The organism is Desulfoconvexum algidum, assembly GCF_055382125.1.
Window position 1 is genome coordinate 2,738,420 of record NZ_AP042394.1, and the last position, 17,707, is coordinate 2,756,126.

At 39.2% G+C, this 17,707-nt stretch carries 11 protein-coding genes, 1 tRNA gene, 3 pseudogenes and 1 riboswitch; of the genes and pseudogenes, 5 read left to right on the plus strand and 10 right to left on the minus strand.

Going from position 1 to position 17,707, the window contains the following annotated elements; all coding sequences use genetic code 11:
- Window positions 1-38 precede the first annotated feature (38 nt).
- Complete coding sequence (locus tag ACZ45G_RS12595; protein ID WP_464178595.1) at window positions 39-1,619, minus strand: hypothetical protein; 1,581 nt, start codon at window positions 1,617-1,619, stop codon at window positions 39-41.
- A gap of 691 nt (window positions 1,620-2,310) precedes the next feature.
- Entirely contained in the window at window positions 2,311-2,874 is a 564-nt protein-coding gene (locus tag ACZ45G_RS12600; RefSeq protein ID WP_464178597.1) for a tyrosine-type recombinase/integrase, read from the minus strand.
- A 471-nt stretch (window positions 2,875-3,345) separates the two neighbouring features.
- Here ACZ45G_RS12600 and ACZ45G_RS12605 point away from each other — a divergent pair, with 471 nt between their 5' ends.
- The 5 genes from ACZ45G_RS12605 to ACZ45G_RS12625 all read left to right on the plus strand — a co-directional run bounded on the left by ACZ45G_RS12605 (window position 3,346) and on the right by ACZ45G_RS12625 (window position 9,514).
- On the plus strand, window positions 3,346-3,654 hold the full coding sequence (locus ACZ45G_RS12605) for a hypothetical protein (RefSeq protein ID WP_464178600.1): 309 nt from the start codon (window positions 3,346-3,348) through the stop codon (window positions 3,652-3,654).
- Between the two features lie 866 nt (window positions 3,655-4,520).
- A riboswitch (cyclic di-GMP riboswitch) is annotated at window positions 4,521-4,598 on the plus strand.
- Window positions 4,599-4,621: 23 nt separating this feature from the next.
- A complete protein-coding gene (locus ACZ45G_RS12610) occupies window positions 4,622-5,245 on the plus strand; it encodes a PEP-CTERM sorting domain-containing protein (RefSeq protein ID WP_464178602.1) in 624 nt (207 codons plus the stop codon).
- A 958-nt stretch (window positions 5,246-6,203) separates the two neighbouring features.
- Window positions 6,204-6,950 carry a hypothetical protein gene (locus tag ACZ45G_RS12615; protein ID WP_464178604.1) on the plus strand — a complete coding sequence of 249 codons (747 nt, stop codon included), beginning with the start codon at window positions 6,204-6,206 and terminating at the stop codon, window positions 6,948-6,950.
- A 530-nt stretch (window positions 6,951-7,480) separates the two neighbouring features.
- Window positions 7,481-8,038 (plus strand): Rha family transcriptional regulator, encoded by a 558-nt coding sequence (locus ACZ45G_RS12620; protein WP_464178606.1) that lies wholly within the window; start codon window positions 7,481-7,483, stop codon window positions 8,036-8,038.
- Window positions 8,039-8,452: 414 nt separating this feature from the next.
- The gene (locus ACZ45G_RS12625) at window positions 8,453-9,514 is read left to right on the plus strand and encodes an AbiJ-NTD4 domain-containing protein (RefSeq protein ID WP_464178608.1); all 1,062 of its coding nucleotides are present in this window, start codon (window positions 8,453-8,455) and stop codon (window positions 9,512-9,514) included.
- Between the two features lie 420 nt (window positions 9,515-9,934).
- Here the strand turns inward: ACZ45G_RS12625 and ACZ45G_RS12630 are convergent, their stop codons facing one another.
- From ACZ45G_RS12630 to tnpC, 8 genes and pseudogenes are all read right to left on the minus strand, one after another.
- Entirely contained in the window at window positions 9,935-11,437 is a 1,503-nt protein-coding gene (locus ACZ45G_RS12630; RefSeq protein ID WP_464179943.1) for a site-specific integrase, read from the minus strand.
- Window positions 11,438-11,452: 15 nt separating this feature from the next.
- Window positions 11,453-11,656 (minus strand): annotated as a pseudogene (locus tag ACZ45G_RS12635) (DUF6538 domain-containing protein); the annotation flags it as partial.
- Window positions 11,657-11,761: 105 nt separating this feature from the next.
- Window positions 11,762-11,837 (minus strand) — tRNA-Ala (locus ACZ45G_RS12640).
- Between the two features lie 209 nt (window positions 11,838-12,046).
- Window positions 12,047-12,298 (minus strand): annotated as a pseudogene (locus ACZ45G_RS12645) (transposase domain-containing protein); the annotation flags it as partial.
- Between the two features lie 116 nt (window positions 12,299-12,414).
- Window positions 12,415-13,452, minus strand: coding sequence for a tyrosine-type recombinase/integrase (locus tag ACZ45G_RS12650; RefSeq protein WP_464178610.1), 1,038 nt, complete (start codon window positions 13,450-13,452; stop codon window positions 12,415-12,417).
- Window positions 13,442-14,416 carry a tyrosine-type recombinase/integrase gene (locus ACZ45G_RS12655; protein ID WP_464178612.1) on the minus strand — a complete coding sequence of 325 codons (975 nt, stop codon included), beginning with the start codon at window positions 14,414-14,416 and terminating at the stop codon, window positions 13,442-13,444. Before ACZ45G_RS12655 ends, ACZ45G_RS12650 begins: the two co-directional genes overlap by 11 nt.
- Window positions 14,413-16,314 (minus strand): tyrosine-type recombinase/integrase, encoded by a 1,902-nt coding sequence (locus ACZ45G_RS12660; protein WP_464178614.1) that lies wholly within the window; start codon window positions 16,312-16,314, stop codon window positions 14,413-14,415. Before ACZ45G_RS12660 ends, ACZ45G_RS12655 begins: the two co-directional genes overlap by 4 nt.
- A 102-nt stretch (window positions 16,315-16,416) precedes the next feature.
- A pseudogene (gene tnpC / locus ACZ45G_RS12665) lies at window positions 16,417-17,646 on the minus strand (IS66 family transposase); the annotation flags it as partial.
- Window positions 17,647-17,707 lie beyond the last annotated feature (61 nt).

Here is a 17,707-nt window from a genome sequence, read left to right on the forward strand (position 1 = left end):
ATTTAAGAATTATCCAATCCATGGGTAAACCGTTACTGTCATGACTTATTACCTTGGTTCTGTTTGTACTTTCTAAACTGATTAAGGAGTTTATTATAAATCCCATATTCACCATCTTCTGATACATCTTCCAGAAGCTCAGGTAATGTTAACTCACAAATATAGGATTCATCACCATCCTGTTTCTGTCTTTCTCTGATAGAATTATATTTCAGATCAATATTGATATTCACAGCAAACATATCTTTAAAGGCTTTATTCATGGTATCCTTCAGCTCTTGTTCTAAACCATGATGGATGATAAAGCTGTCATGGACTGGGAGTATTGGGTATCCCATGTTGGAAAAGTGCAGCAGGACTTGCTCTGCCATCTGGGAATCCAGGAACTGGAGATCAATGCCAGCACCAGTACAGAAGTAATCGCTTATGGGTTCATGTCTTTCTTTAAATGCCGCAATCAGTGGGAATATGTCCTTACCTTTAGTCGTTTGAACTTCCTGTGTTAATTTTACAGCTTTGTCCAGGTGTACTGCACTGTGCATTGCACCCCTGGCTTCTTCGGTATCTGCAGAATTCACGATGGTCAGCAGAAGCTGCTTTACAAAAGCCCTTAGGTCATCACTGTTGGTATACCCTGGAATATCTTGATACACATCCCCTTCTGGCATGGGTAGTTTCTTCATGGCATATAGCATATTGATGTGCAAGCCAGAGTAATCACACTCCACCACGTCTTTGTCATTTAGCCGTATGAACTGCCGATACTCCCGTGGGATGTTCTGCCACCATCCTTCATAAAACCTGCCACCTTGTTTAAATGAGCTGTTGTTGAAAACCCTTTTTATCCCTTTCCTGGTGAAATCAGCCACTCCTTTGCCAGAATCTTTCTGCATCCGGGTAAACATTTCCCTGTAGCCCTTGTTAGGAAGATATAGTAGTACAGCGTGTTTCTCCTGGTTACGGTTTATGATCCTGAGGTTTTGTTTCATTGCAAGGGTTTCTTCTGTATCTTCATATGGGATATCTTTTTTTTCTTCATCCCTAAGGGTCACAGTGGGTAGACTGTCATCCCAGTCCCAAATATACATGCCAACTTCAATCTTGTATTCATCTGCCAGCAATCGGATCAACTTTTCTGTTGCCTGGATTCGGGACAGTCTTCCATAACCAGTTTTCTTGTCGTGGAATCCCTTGTGATGTTCAATGTATCCAGATGTCTCCAGGTACTCGATGACATTTATCGTTACAGCATGATGGAGGTGCATCCTACGGTACCGTTTACCCTTGGCATAATCATTTTTATTCCTGGAATATGTGATGTACATTTCAGGATCAAGCTGGTTGGCAACAAACAGATCCAGCACAAACACCCTGATGTGATGTCTATATTTCTTTTCATTGTCAGAGCGGTTGACATCGTATTCAGCTTTAATCTGTTCGTAAAAAAACTCCAGAGCAGCCATTACTTCAGGATGATTACCAGCCCTTCTGGCATAAATATCCCTGGAGTGGTTCAGCCTTTCGGCTTTATCTGCCTTCTCTTCATCAGTCAATCCCCTTTCTTTCATCATCACATACCTTTCTATATATACCCGGCTGCGCCGGACCATCTGTTCCATTTTGAAACTATCCGGGACCCCTTATATCACAAATGTACGGGTATAATCACGGTTTACCCATTAATATTGTGGTTTCCAATGGGATAAAAACGGAATGGCAGCTGTAATGGCATCAACCAACTGTATATTATCACGGGTAGACCTTGGTGTTTTATGTTTCTATGCGTAGAAACACTAATGATTTCAAGTATAGGTATATAAAGAACCGTATTGACAGCTACAATGTAGCTATATTATTTACCAGGCTATTTCTGCCGATGCAGGATACCTCTGACAGTATTCCCGGTAAATGGTTTACCATTGGCTGCTGCGTAACCCTTCCCCCTTAAATTCAATGGCAACCTGATCGAAAATCTTCTGTTTCATGTCTTTTTATCTTGGGTAGTATGCCAATATCAATGCGGTAAAAAGCTGTAATAGCTCAGAGGTAAGGGCCTTGCTTCACATCTAAAATTATCTCAGAACTGAAAGTGTTCAGTTGTAACTGGTAAAAATGTTATTGGTACAGCTTTTAACTTCCGGGAGATTTTGGTAAGACTGTTACAGAAGTGAAATAGCGTATAAGAATATTTAATGTTTTAGCATCAACATAACGGCTGCTGTTCTTATCGGTGGGAAATCGTCTGTACTTTTTAAATAGGATCACCATTTCCCCGCAGCCCTGTTTTAAATATGGGGGATTGGGTGGGGATCATAGTTCATTCAGATAAACACTCCTGATCTCTTCAGCCTGGATGCAAAGGTAAGCAAGTGTCTGCTTCTGGGTGCTATGGTTGAAACATTCCATTAATACAGGTATCCCGGTCCCAAACGAAACCCTCTGGTGATATCCCCAGGTCTTGCGGAGGGTATGGCTGGCATAATTACCCTTGAGATTAATGGTCTTGCACCACCCTTTAACCATCCTGGATAATGAAGTAGATGTAAGAGGACCGCCTTTTTTCCTTGATTTGAATAGGTAATCATCAGGGTCATAGGGCTGAGATGCAAGGAGATTGGAGACCACATCCTTTACCTGCTGGTTTAATGTGATCCGTCTTGGCTTGCCTGTCTTCTTTTCAATCAGTACCAGTTCATCTGCATTGGCCACCTGCTTTACCTTAATCTTAATAATATCGGATGCTCTCAGATTGGTGTTGATACCCAGGGTAAAAATAGCAAGATCCCTGGGATTGTCGTTGAGTGTCTTTTTAATAGCTTTGATATCCTTTAACTCTCGGATCGGTTCAACCGTTGTTTTCTTTCCAGCATTCATGGGTGTGAGACCTCCTTGTGAATGTAATATTTTAGGCAATATTTGATATAAAACTATCATTGAGTTTTGGGATTGTCAACTGCTATTTTGGAGATAACTGTGGATACCACTGGTAATAGGGCTGATGCAGTGATTTATACTGGGTATATGAATGTCAGCTTTTCTATAAAAGCTTGCATTGGGGTTGAATGCGCAGCAGTGCAAATTTTATAGATTCTGACTGCTCATCCTGTGTAAAAACCTCCGTATTATCCCCCATCATTTCCAGGGGTAGACAAGGAGCATGGACAGATGGATGATTTCTGGGTAGACTTGCCCCCTTTTTACCGGCAAGTTTTTCCTCTTAAACCGAACAAATCATAACGCCTTTCCCATTAATCGCCATTTCAGATTTGGCATTGAACTTGCTTTAGTTATCCTTAGACAAAAAACCAAGGTGATTAATACTGCCTCAAACAAAAAAGGGGAACCATGGATATCAATCCGGATATAAATTATCAAAAACGCGCCATTGATCCGTCACATTTGAACTTGCCGAAACAACATCCAGAAAAGAAGACAGCCGCACCGCATGGGGTGGACAGCAAAATTTCCACGGATACCCCGACTGGCGCATCCACCGTTAGTCTCTCTGAAGAAGGACGCGCGGCATCTGTTACATTTGACTTCAATGCGACAACCGATAATCTCTTAAAACTGGATGCACTCAAAAACTCGAAATCTTTTGCCGAGGGGCATGCCTCCATCTCTTACGAGAATGTAAAAGATCTTCTGGATTAACTTGACCACCAGTTTTTAGGATAGGATCAGATTTGTTAATTGTTCAGTTGCATTGTCTAATAATTTTCATTTGTTCTTCAATTATCCCCCGTTATTCCCAGAAGCATGCAAGGAACCTGGATAAATGGAAGTGCCTTAGGCCAGATTCAGCACAATCACAATAGTCTTCCTGCCTATTTTATCCCGCTTAGGTGTTTCCTTATGGGGTAGTAGTATCTCTTTCCGGTCAAATGAAATTACAATAAGGCACAAGCCCTGTTTAGAGCTGTTAATTTTGATATCCAAACAATATCCCCAGTGTTTATGGATAAAAACCATTGTCCTGTCGGGTAGACCAATCCCCAGGTGAACTCGCTCAGCTTCTACTTTCAGACTAACCAGGGTTATCGGAACATGGGCAAATGAAAGGGCTTTGTGGATGATCCCTGGGTAAACTGTGACTGGATGTCAATTTTATAGGTGACTGGGGGGGCCATGCGACCCACCCCGTCCATGCTTCTGAGTAGACCCCCCATTCGTGTTATAGATAATACCGTAGGCAGAAACTTTGATGAAATTCCTATATGGGAGTTATCCGGGTATACTTTGGTCATAGCCAGTATATTTTTTTTAGCAATTCTTGGGGAATAGACAATTACTGGAATCGGTTTATCTATAAGGGATTTTGGGAAAGAAAGTATTGATAAAGTAGCACAAAAATTACTCCTTTATAACACATTTTTACCACAATACTGCCATGAGTAATATTTATTTTATAAATCGCATTTAGTAGTATCTGTAATGCCCATGCTTATAAGTGGTCTTAACGTTTCCACCAAGCAAGTGTCGCAAAACTGGATCAATTATTGCATAAAATATAAAACATTAATTGACAAAGCCAAATCTGTTGTGAAGCAGAGACGGAAAGCCAAAGGGTCTTATCGGAAGATAGCCAGGTTGTATTGAAATTATTCAGGAGGATCTTATCATGAGGAAATTTTTATTATTGTTATGTGCTCTGTTTTTAGTAACAGGAACTGCCAGTGCTACCACGATAAGTGGCTTTGATTTAAGCTTATTTGATTTTGATGTTGTGAACTATAACACAGTTCAGGCTGATGGACTAGATGGAAAGGCAACTGCTTCAGGTACCAGTAATGGAATAGGGTGGAGTATAAGTCCGACTAATTTATGGTCAGGAAGAACCACTACTGATGGCAGCTTTGCTTTTGATGCCTTAGTTCCTGAATTGACTGATAATCTTCACGTTAGTGGTGATTTTACACTGGTATTTGAACAAACTGTAAGCAGTCTTTTGGTGGCTTTGGATAATGATAATTTGACTGATTCGTTAAATTTTGGAATAGCACCAACAGAGGTTTCAAATTTGTCGGTTACAGGATCACAAATATCATTGTCTAATGGTGCAAAAGGCGGATTAGCATTATTTACGAATGTAAATTCTCTTACTATTTCTCATACAAATAACAATGGTGTATTTGATGGCTTTGATTTTGCGTTTCATGCTACTCCAGTTCCCGAGCCAGCAACAATGCTCCTCTTTGGTCTTGGCATTCTCGGCCTCGCAGGGGTATCCAGAAAAAAACAATAGCATCAAGCAATAGCACATCATGAAAAAGGCAGGGTCAGAAATGACTCTGTCTTTTTTTTGGGGGAAATCATATGTAACACCTATGACCCCCCGCATAAGCATGCCAGGTCAATACTTTTACTTTGTCCTTTACCAAAAGATTTATTATAGCTACCCGTCTTATAGACAATACTGTACACCCGGTTTTATCAGAAATTGGACGCAGCCATCTGGGCAATCTTTTTATGATTGTGACCAGGATAAATACTGGATGTTTCTGGGTAAACTGTCTTTCCTGTGATGGGGCATCAATAAATATTGTAATACCCGAGTTGACTGGTTTCGTGCTTCTGCTCTATCTCCAATAAAGTTTCATGGGATCTTCATAAATTTTATTATGAATTTTTCCATATAATTGAAGTTCAATTTCACAGCATGGTTTAGATTATTTATTTTAATCATTTATGTGTGTGAATTTTTGTTCATAAGCCTTTTTTTGTCTCGCTCACAAAATACTCTATAAAATCATATTGTTATACATTGAAATAGGTATAAATACTTAGGAATAATATTTCTTAATTCATAACATTTTTTTCTGAGTAAAAAAATTACCAAAAATACCGTAAAAACTATGGTTTAAGTGTTTTGATAGCCTAAAAAAAAGGCATGATTATTGCTTCTTTCCCTTGAGGAGATAGATAAAACCAAACCTGTTGTGAAGTAGGGATGGAGAGCCAAAGGGTTTCATAGGGAGATAACTTGGTTGCGACAAACTATAGCTCGCTAATTTTATTATTTCCAGTTACCTTAACTGAATAATTATAAAAACTCAAACTAAGGAGAACAAAATCTATGAAAAGTATATAAAAAATATTTGTCGGTGGTTTTATCCTGACCAAAATTCTATTAGTGGCTGTAAATCTTTCCCAGACGACTGTTCTGGATTTCGAGTTGAAAAATTAAGAAAGGGGTTTAATTTATGAAAAGCATTCTCCACACGACATTTCTATTGTTATTATTTGTTTTCTTTTTACTACCAAACGCAAATTCGGCAACTAAAATTATAACATTCGAGACAGTTCCAGGCGGGTCGCCAAGCGATAAATTAGCAATTAGCAGCCAATATGAGGCTCTCTATGGAGTTACCTTTAGTACAAGTACTGGAGGAACACCATATCTTGAAAAGAAGGGTTCAGCTGATAGTGGGAATGGATTTTACAACGATACTCGTTCTAATTATGACATAGCAGCTGTTGACTATGAATCAATATTAGGTGACTATTATTTACGTTTGGGAACACAAGATTTCTTATCAAAACCCGTGCCCAGTTTGATAATATCTTATTCAACTCCTGTTTCAGCAGCATCGGCCCAGATATGGGATATTGATGCGAGTCAGAGTGGCTTTGAGCAGTGGATAGTAAAGGCTTACGATTCCGGTAATAGTTTGATAGAAACAATTATTAGCCCAGTAGGTCTACAGCCTTCTGACCCAAATAGTTTGGATGGAAAGCCTTGGAAATGGTCTTTTGACTATGGAACAAACTTTGATATTAGTTCAATAGAAATTAGTGTTAGCAATGAAATAGGATCAAAAACTTCTGGAATAGGATTAGCCTTTGATAATTTTTCACCATCATCTGTCCCCGTGCCCGGGGGCATCTGGTTGCTTGGCTCAGGCCTTCTCGGTCTGGTTGGCATAAAAAGATATAGGAAGAAAAGTTAATTAATTTCTCCCAATATCAATTTTCATAATAGGGCAGGGCCATTCCAGTCTCTGCCTTTTTTTTATGCTATGAATTTTAAAAATTTTTGATTGTAAGTAGCTTATTGATAATACTATTGTTATCCCAGCATAGATAAGTATTCATCGAAACCCTTTTCTGTGATCTTTAAACGGTTCACATTTTTGGAGGTTTTCATATATTTCGGACATGTCAAACTCTGGGAGTCTCCCGGCAAAGCCGTGGGCTTATCTAATATAGTTGAAGGCCCGGACAACTATTATTAATAGGGCTCGATCCAGACAAAATATGAGCCCCCCCCACATATTGTAGAAAGGGCTTTCCCAGTCTTGAATTTTAATTCAATTATATCAGCCATGGGCATCATCACCGGCCATTCTTGCAGAGTGTTTTTTATAATATATTAAAAACACAGCAGCATTTTCCGCATCTTCCCCAGGTCTACTCAGCAAAACACACCATTAACAAGCTCCACAACCTTGTGATAAATAACACAGGCACTTGGCAAACCATGGATATCAAAGATCTGGTCATCCTGAATGACGATAATGTACCCACTACCACTTCCCGGAAGGTTGCTGAAATATGTGGGAAGAGACATGCAGATGTGATCAGAAAGATCGAAAGCCTTGAATGTTCTATTAGTTTTGCTGAACGCAATATTGCGTTGAGTGATTATAAAGACTCAACAGGTAAGAAGAACAAGATGTACAAATTGACCCGTGACGGTATGAGTTTTCTGATTAATAAAATGAGTGGTGAGAAAGCAGCAGAGTTCACCGAGAAATTTATCAGTGCATTCAATGCCATGGAAGCAGAGCTGCTAAAACCAAAAGAACCTATGGCGGTACTGCCTGATTTTACAAATCCAGTCGAAGCAGCCAGGGCATGGGCAGATCAACTTGAGGGTAGACTTGTGCTTGTATCTAAAGTGGAAGTGGATGCGCCAAAGGTTGAGGCATATGATTCTTTTTTAAACCTGGAAGGTACTTTTCTTTATACAGAGGGCTTTAAAATGATCAAGCGGCATCCTAATGCCCATTACAAAGACAATGCTCCAACTTTTTAGGGACATGGGGGGGGGGGCGTTGAAGCATGGGGGTGCAGGTGCGCCTCCATGTCTGTATGTGTCCGTTATATATAGGGGGTCACACACAGGTTTATCCATATATTTTTTATAAAAATTATGATGGACTGATTGTGGGGTTTGGTTGGGGCAGCGATCATTCGATTGGCAGCGAAGCTGCCGGGTAGACTCTCCATTTCATGTTTTGGGATAAATTTAAAATCAGGTTATCAATGTAATAACTTTACACTTGCATTTCCCGGCCTGGAATGATTATCTCCAATTAAGTTGATTTTATCTAACTTGCCTACAAGTTGTTGGATATTATCCAAATTTTCAGGATATACGGTTAGCAGCCTGATAATAATTAATAACCGGGTCCGTTAATCATATTGTTAAGCGTCATAAGGACATAAAATGCTCACCGATATATTTGCTTACCGGTACCTCGACCATCCTATTTGGCAAGAATATACAGAGATTGAGCAGCGACTGCTAAATCAAGCATTTGGAATCGTAAAAGAAGCTTTGCCATACTATAATTCCGAAGGTAAAGAGATTGAAGAAAACAAAACAGGATGGAAATATCTTCATGATCAGTTAACTCGTGAATTAGGTGTTAATGAGCTCTCGAAAAGATATTATTCCTATACACAGAAAAATGTCGTTGGTCAGGAGTTTCAGGCACAAGGTTTTTGGGGTTGGGACTACGTATGTGAACAATTCGTCAAGGCTCAGTTTTTAGAGGGGCATCGAGACCCCGACCGATTTATAAAAGAGCGAATAAGCTTTATTGAACTATCTATGCGTCTTCGGGGTGAGAAAATAAAGCAGTTGAATGCACGGCTACCACAGGTGCTTGCTAATGCGGCGCTACATGACAAATCGCCCTCAAGAGGTATTCGTCTGCCGGGAAGTGCCGTTGACGGTGCCAAAGCTTTGAATCAGACTCAAAACTCAATTTTCGATGCTCAAGTATCAGAACTGAATGAACGATTCCGTCGGGCAAGAGCACCGTTATCTTACCATAATGGATTCATTCAAGTCTCGATGGATGAGGTCATTGAACAAAATATTGCCAAACCCTTCTGGAATTTAGTTGCAGATCCGCTTTGGAAGAACGTAGATATTGACATGAAAGAGGCGCTCGACCGCCGAGATTCTAATGACAAAGATCCTGCACTTTTTGCCGCCAAGTCTCTTGAAAGTACAATAAAGATAGTATCTGATAAAAAAGGCTTAACCCGTGGTAAAGAGTCCGGTGCATCTCATTACATTGATAATCTTGTGAGTAAAGCCAATGGAAGGATTCTGGCTGTTTGGGAAAGTGAAATACTTAAAGACTATTTTCGTAAAGTCAGGAATAGTCTTGGTCACGGTCCTGGCTCAGAGCCAATGCCCGTATTATCAATACCACAAACCGATTGGGCCATCGAAACCGCTATGTCATGGATACGAACTCTTATCAGAAGATTATGAAAAGCACGTTAAGAATCAACTTATTCCTTTGATAACCTTCATTCAAAGGCTTTTCCCATAGGCAAGTTATTAATATAAATAGTTGCTAACTGGCAATCCCGGCATAACCCACTGCCCTTCGGGCAGCTATCTGATACTGATTCATATTTTCCACCACAATCCCAGATTAAAATGCCCACTTACAGCGAAAAGTTTTAATGATCATGGGTAAACGGTTAGGCTTTTTCAGGAAATGGCCCATTTTTGATCCAGGATTTAACAATGATAATGGATCGGATGGGAAAGGGTTGTTTGGGTAAACTGGAACTCATATCGTACAGGGGAATATGATCAGGGGGATGGATACTTTCACTACTGAAAGCATATAGACGCAGAAAGGGTGATGTTTCCACCGCTTTCTTTTTTATTTTGCCAAGTTAACTATTTGATAACATATTTGCTGCCTTTCAGATGATCCAGATTGATCCCATAATCCAGGTGACCCACAAGATCCTTGTATAGCTTGGTGGGGAAACCCCTTTTTGCATAAGTATCAAAGGTAACAGATCCCTCAGAGTGTCCCATTAAGGATTTTAGGCTGTGGTCATTGATATCATTATGTGCCAGGTTTGTGGCAAAGGTATGTCGGAAACTATGGAAGACTTTTTTAGATCCACCGGGGATACCACAGGACTGTTTGTAACTTTCATTAAACCATCTGCTGACATTTTTTCCATAACCATCCCTGCCAGGAGGCAATTCTATGAAAAACCTTTCAGCCCCTTTTTGTTTTAACTGCCCTACCCTTTTAATAATCCCCAAATCTTCTACCAGGAATGGGTGCAAGGGAACCAGTCTGTGACTGGCAAGGTTTTTAAGCCGTTTGTCTTCAGAATTTTCATTGATATTAATACACCAGACACCTTCATACTGCTGGAAGTCTGAAAGATGAAGCTGTGCAATTTCATTCAGCCTGGCACCTGTGAACAGTGCCATTACCGGAATCCAGAATTGATATGGCTTTTTAAAAATATCACTGAGGTACTGGTCAGAATTAAAAATATTTATAAGATCTGCTTTATCAAATATTTCCCTGGCATCAGTATTCCTTTTGTTAATCTTCATTTTTAGATCAGTGGCAGGATTTTTGTCCATCTTTTCACTTTTAACTGCAAAATCAAAGAGTTTAATGGCTCTACCCATGTAATTGTTGTAGGTGTGGGCTTTGATTGTTTCCGTTGGTTCCATTGCCAGCACTTCATGGATGGTTTTACCCTGGTATTTTTTGGTCTGGGTCATTCTGGGTGGCAACTGCCAGAGTGCTTTTTGATATTCCAGCATCATAGCCCGGTTAATGGTATTAATTGGAACATCCCCAAAAAATTCTATCAGGAGATTCAGATTTGATTCAATTTCCCCCTGAGTTTTGTCTGACCATGTATCTTCCCGTTCCCCTTTTTCAAAAAAGTCATCCATGACCTGGCTTATAGTCTTGGAATGTTTAACAGGTTCTTTTTTGGAATTTTGTTGGGGCAAAGCAAAAGAACCTGGCAACCCTTCCTTAAAAACATTTTCAATATCATCAGAAAATTTACCAGTGGCCAATCTTTTTAGATCATGTTCATCACTGTCAATCTGTGATCTCAAAATGCCAGAGCAGAGTTTGGAGTATTTTACGGATTTTTTATTAATTTCTTTTTTAGATATCCCCTCCTCCGCTAATAATTTGTCCACAACTGCTTCCACTTCGGAATAATCACATAAATTTACCTTTTCTTTGGTATAACGGATTTTACCATCCAGATATTGGACTTCAATCTCTGTCTGATCTTCAGGCCAGCTTTTTGTATCCTGACAATACATCACAGGCTGATTGTATTCCTGAAAAAGCTTGTCCCTGTAATTTTTGATTATCTGAAGAATCTGTTCATTTGTTAAGTTCATACCCCTCCTTATTTTTCTAAATAATAACTGGATTTGTCCAGCAAGCAGTCTGGCCATGGCTTTGGCCTTGGAAAGGTTGCCTGTTTTTAAAGAAAATCTCAACTCTTTTCTGGATAAAATGGTTAAAAGGTCTTTGGGGGTTTTGATCCGGAAATAGTAGGAGTAGGGATCTTTTAAAAGGTAAGTCGGTGATAACGCCTTATACATTTGAGCCTCCATCAATATAAAAGTGTATGGCAAAAGTGTATGGCAGTTGAAGAATTTAAAATCAGAGAGGCCTAAAACAAAAAAAGCCGCTGCATTAACAGCGACTTGATTGGATGTTGGTGGAGCTGAGGGGGATCGAACCCCTGACCTTACGGCTGCCAGCCGTACGCTCTCCCAGCTGAGCTACAGCCCCACAACAGAAGATGGTGATTAATAATCGAAACAAGGATTCATGTCAACAAAAAAAATATTTATTTTGCAGTCAAAGAAAATTATTCTGTAACAAAATAGTTAACTTTTAATCGGCTTTAGGTTCAGAATTCGTGGAGGGTGTGACGAAAGGTAAACCTTATGCTACAACCGTAAGCGCTCTATAAACCACACCTTGGCAGGCACAACTGATTATGAGATATTAGCAGGGCCTGCAAGTTGAGACTTATTCAGGTATTGGGGCAGCAAAGCTCTATAATCATCCTTGGTCATGGCTTCAGGAAGATTTTCAAAGAGATAACGCAGGTACCAGTAGGGTTCAAGGCCATTTGCCTTGGCTGTTTCAATCAGGCTATAGATGGCAGCACTGGCGGCTGCGCCCGCGGGTGTCCCACTGAATAACCAGTTTTTTCGTCCAATGACGAACGGCCGGATGGTGTTTTCGCAGATAAATCCTTACATGAGGATTTATGGCTTTATCCTCATTTTTAGAAAATCCTCAGGATTGGCTGAAAGTTGCTTAAATAAAAGAGATCTCTCTTAAATCCTGAGGATTATCTTTATCTTATCCCACACAGTTTAGCCATTTCATCCTCGCTGCAGGCGGTCCACAATGGTCCTTCAATTGTTTTTTCAGGTGTTTCTACAGATTCGATCGCCTTTCTGAGCATTTCTAACGATGGTTTTGCATAGATTTTTGTTGTTTCAGTCGAAGAATGCCCGAGGATTCTCGATACAAGTTCAAGCTCCACTCCATTCTGGTAGAGATTGGTTGCCCTGGTCCTTCTGAACATGTGGGGATATACCTTTAATGGTATTTGAGAATATTTTTTTCTTGCACAATTTGCATACTGCTTGATAAAACGCTCCACATTCCCGGGAGACATTTTATCAGTAACTCCTTTTATTTTAGTATAGAACACATACTGTTTCATATTTATTTCATTTTTATGATATGCCAACAAGTATTGCTTCAAATGTTCTGCCGTTTTAAGTGTGATTGCCACAATACGTTCTTTATTTCCCTTTCCTGAAATTCTTATATAAGGTTCATTCGTTTGCAGGGAAAGATCCTTCAGTGTAAGGCATAACAATTCACTTAATCTTACTGCAGAATCATAAAGAAGTATCATGATAACACGGTCACGCAGTCCCATTTTTGTTTTTTGTGGTGACCGTAAAATTGCGGTTATAGATTTTTCAGTTAGTGTTTCTTTCTCTTGCTTAGGGGTTTTGCATTGGGGTATTCTGGAGATACATAGTGCTACTGACTGTAGTGCAATATTTCTGTCTGAAGCAAACCACAGGTAGGATTTTATTGCGGTAAGCCTTTGATTACATGTTCCAGGGCTATTACCATTATCTTTTAGATATATAATAAAATTCTGAATACATTTCTGATCGCATTCTTTAAATTTAAATGTAGTGATAGATATATGGCATTCATCATGCAAATATCTTCTAAAAATTGTCAGAGAATCTTTATAAGATTTAATGGTTTTAGGACTCCTCCCTAATTGACGTGGCAGATATGTTTCAAGAAACTCCAAAGTCATGGAAAAAAATAGTGAATCGGTTTGCATCTTTTTATTCTTCATATGGAACTACCCCCGGGATTATTCTATCTGAGAGTGAATCTTTATCGCGCACAATCTGAAAAGCCCTGTCCACATGATGGTAATAGTAAAAAGTACCTTCAACGCTTGAATGACCGAGATATCTGGCAAGATATGGCATCATGAAATTTAGCTTGATTCCACATAGCATCCATTCGTTCATTTTATCCACAACGAACGTATGCCTCAATGCATGTATAGTGGGTGCTTTATCACAGGTATCCGCAAAAGGTGTCATGTTCCAAAGCTGCTTAAATTTTTTATCTAAGTTGTGTTTTTGGATAGGCTGATTACAGTCTTTACCTGGGAAAAACCATTCTGTAGATGGCAATATGGATACTATTCTTTGGTGATATTTTCTACACAGTTCAGTAATATCATCTGCCATATATACAAGCCTGTCCTTATTTCCTTTCGAGTGCATGATTTTCAGAATACCATCATGAAGATCAACATCATTTACTCTGAGATTACAAGCTTCTGCCAACCGTAAACCACAACAGTAATAAAGCCTAAAGATGACTTGGTACTCCATGGAAAAACGATGCCATTTCTCATTTTGGGGACGATAAGAATCAACTGCCTTATAAAATGCCTTTAATTCCTCTGAATTAAATATATGAGGAACAGTGGAAGCTGTTGAAGCTGTCTTACGGGGTATGTATGAATTAATTCCAAGCGAATTCATGTATAAAGATAGCTGTCGTACGAAAGAAACTCTCTGATTACGGTAATTAAGACCCTCTGTTTTTCTTTGGACAGCCCATTCCATTACAAGATCGCGTGTTATTATGTTGCCACAGAAACCATTATCTATACAAAAAATATCAAAAGTTTTTAAGATATACGCCTCATACTCATATATAAAGCCATCGGCCCTTTTCTGATCGATTAATCCTTTGATATATGGGGCAAGACTGCTGCTATAAATATATTTTTTATTCATGACAGTATTCCCCCTTTCACTTCAATGTCTTTCAGTGATAGGGCACATTGCCGCATGGTATTGCTATCTGTTGCCAGATATTTAAGAACGGTTGAATTGTTGCTGTGCCCGAGTGAATCTGCGATTGTGTCAGTATTCGTTTTGCTTTTAAGCATAAGGGATGCAAATGTTTTTCTGGTAATGTGAAAACCATTTTTCCGTTTATCTAACACTTTGTTTAAGGCTCGGCGGCAACATCCTGCGTGAAGTTTGTCATAAGGAACCCTGTGAGTGATAAATAAATAATCAGAAGGCATGCGGGGCCTTCCATTCATGATATATCTATAAAGACTGTTTCCAACATCTACCGGCATAGGAAGTTTTAAAAAATTGTTCGTTTTTTGTTGCTGCACAGATATAGCACGTTCATTCCATGAAATATCAGAAAATTTTATACTTATAATATCGGAGGCGCGCAGCCCCATCCGAAGCCCAAGGAGTACAATAGCAATATTTCTTAATTCCAAAGGTTTTTCTGCATTTGTTATGAAGGTGTAAATCGAAATAATTTCCTCATTGGTAAGTATCTCAACAATTTTTGTTTTTTGGGCTTTTTGGGTCGTCAGGGCCAACTGAAGTGTTATCGGCACATATCCCAGGTCAGCAAGATAGTTTAGAAACCCTCGTATTCTTACACTGTATGCATTTCTTGCTTCTGCTGTTGAATGTGGGTCTGAAATATGAAATTTCTTTATAATTTCAGGGCGTATTGATGCACAGCATTTGATTTCTTTTTGATCAAGATATTTTAAAAACCTTAAGCATGAAGAACGATACATGCAGACTGTAGATGTTGCATTCCCCTCTTTTTGCTTTTTGGATAAAAAGTCAAGAAGCAGACTTCTACTCCATTCGGGTAGTGTGTTAACCGGATTTTTTTTGTACGAATATACCATGTTTGGTTTGATATCACCGAAAATCCTGTACTGTTCAAAAAGTTTTACGGCACGCCGGTAAGATCTCCATTGAAGAGTATAGTTTTTTTGGCAAATGCACCAGTATTTCGCTGTTTCATATGAATAACTAAGTCCATTTGCCTCAAGAAAAATATATAAGTTCCTCCATGCTTTGCAAAATACTCTCTTGATACTCTTTGAATAGTTATGACGGGCAAGACAAGTATTACCTAATTCCTTAGCAATGGCAAAATATTCGCCGGTGGGAATTTTGTCTGAAGATTGGTTTGAGTTATAAAAACAATCTTTTGTGGTTGCAGAAAGTTCATTTATGATGATTATTTTTGGAATGACATCCTGCTTCAACACATACGGCAATGATGCAGATATCAATTCTTTATCGGCCAGATAGGTAAAAAAATGTCGTATACTACGGCTGTTTAGATTTTTAGCCTGGACTGTACGATGTTCGTTTTGGTTATAATATCCTATAATATTTTTATAATTGATATCCTTTATACTCTTTCCACCATTATAGCTAAGATAAATTAAAAATTTAGAACATGCTATTCTCCGTTGACTAACATAGCCTTCAGAGAATGATTGTGAAAATTCATTCAGATAATCATCAAGTAATAACCTGCACCATTTGGGGAGTTTGTCGTAATTGCACGAGCTTTCATATACATATTTATTGGTAGTGATACACCCATTCTGAATGACGTCATTAATTTGAAAAAGGGAAAGTCTGAATGGCTTAAATTTGGGGTGCTGCCACTTTGCTCTGTTATCGTTTAACCATTTTAGCGCCACGCCATGTGAATATGGAAGTTGTTCTACCTCCAGGTATTGCTTGAAGGAACGATAACAATTTAAATGATTGTAAATAACAGATTTTGAAAAATGGCTTTTGATGAGATGTTTATTTATCTTATCAACCGCCTTGTCATAATTTTGATACATGAAATTACCTCCATAATTTAATTGTAATTTCAGTATCATACTATTTGTAGTATTATAAAATCCTCAGGATTTAAGAAAAAAGTCTTTTATTTAAGCCGCTTTCACCCAATCCTGAGGATTTTCTAAAAATGAGAATAAAGCCATATTATTGTCCATGGTCACATGGTATGTATCAGCATAAATAACAAGTCGGTGCCATTGATTTAAGGCGTAGCCAATCGCTTTGCCCAGTAATCCTTTTGGCGGTGTCTGTTCGCTTTTAGTATCCAACCAGCGCTTGAATTCCTCCAAAATCGGTTTTGCTTTTTCCTGTCGTTCTCTGAGGAGATCCTCATTCACCAGGCCCAACTTTTTGGCATCCTTCTCAATTTTATAAAGTTTTCGGATGTACTTCAGTGCTTGATCAGCATTGCCCGATTTACTCTTGCCATCCTTTGGTTTACCGGCAGCCTTCACGACATCAAGGAATTTACGACGCAGGTGTGCCCAACATCCCATGTGCAGGATTACTAGAATATGGTCAAGAAATTCATAGCCAGAATACCCGTCCGTCTGAACAACGCCTTTATAGTTTTTCAAAAATTCAGCGGGCACATCACCTGAACGAGTTGGGTGATATTCAAACAGTATCCCTGGATGTTCTTGGGTACCACCCCGGAATATCCACATATATGATTTCGACTGACTGGTTTTCCCCGGCTCTTTAAGAACTTGGACCGGAGTCTCATCAATATTAATTAACGGGCCGGAAAGAATCTCCTCTTTAAGCATCATAAGGAGAATTTCACAACTTTGTGCAATTTTTTGAGCCTAATTGCACATGGTGGCCCTGGAAAGTTTAACACCAATTCTTAGAAATTGTTTTTCCTGACGATAAAAAGGCAAAGCATCAATAAATTTGGCCGCTATGACAAAAGCAATCAGCCCTGGTGTTCCAATGGATTTTGGAATAAGTTGTTCCGGCATCCGGGCAATTGTAACCGTAGGACCTTCACTTTCAACGCCCTCACAATTTTTGCAGGCGTATTTTAGACGGACATTTCGAATCACCTGGATTGTTGCAGGGATAATATCCAGCTGTTCTGAAATTTCCTGGCCTATACAGGTTTTTTCACAACCGCACTCACAATGTTTTTCTGTCTCGTCCACATCATGGATGACATCTATGCGGGGGAGATCCTCTGGAATCGCTTTCCGCCCACGTTTTTTCCGTGTATGGCCGGAGATTTCTATATCATCATCTTCAGGCTGCTCCACAATTGGGAAATCCTGTTCCGGTGTTTCAAAAAGAGAAAGCTGTCCGTCGTCTGATGATATTTTCTCACTTTTTCTTTTATGAGAAAAGAATCAATAATTTTCTTTAGTGGAGCAACATTCTCAGTCTCTATTTGAG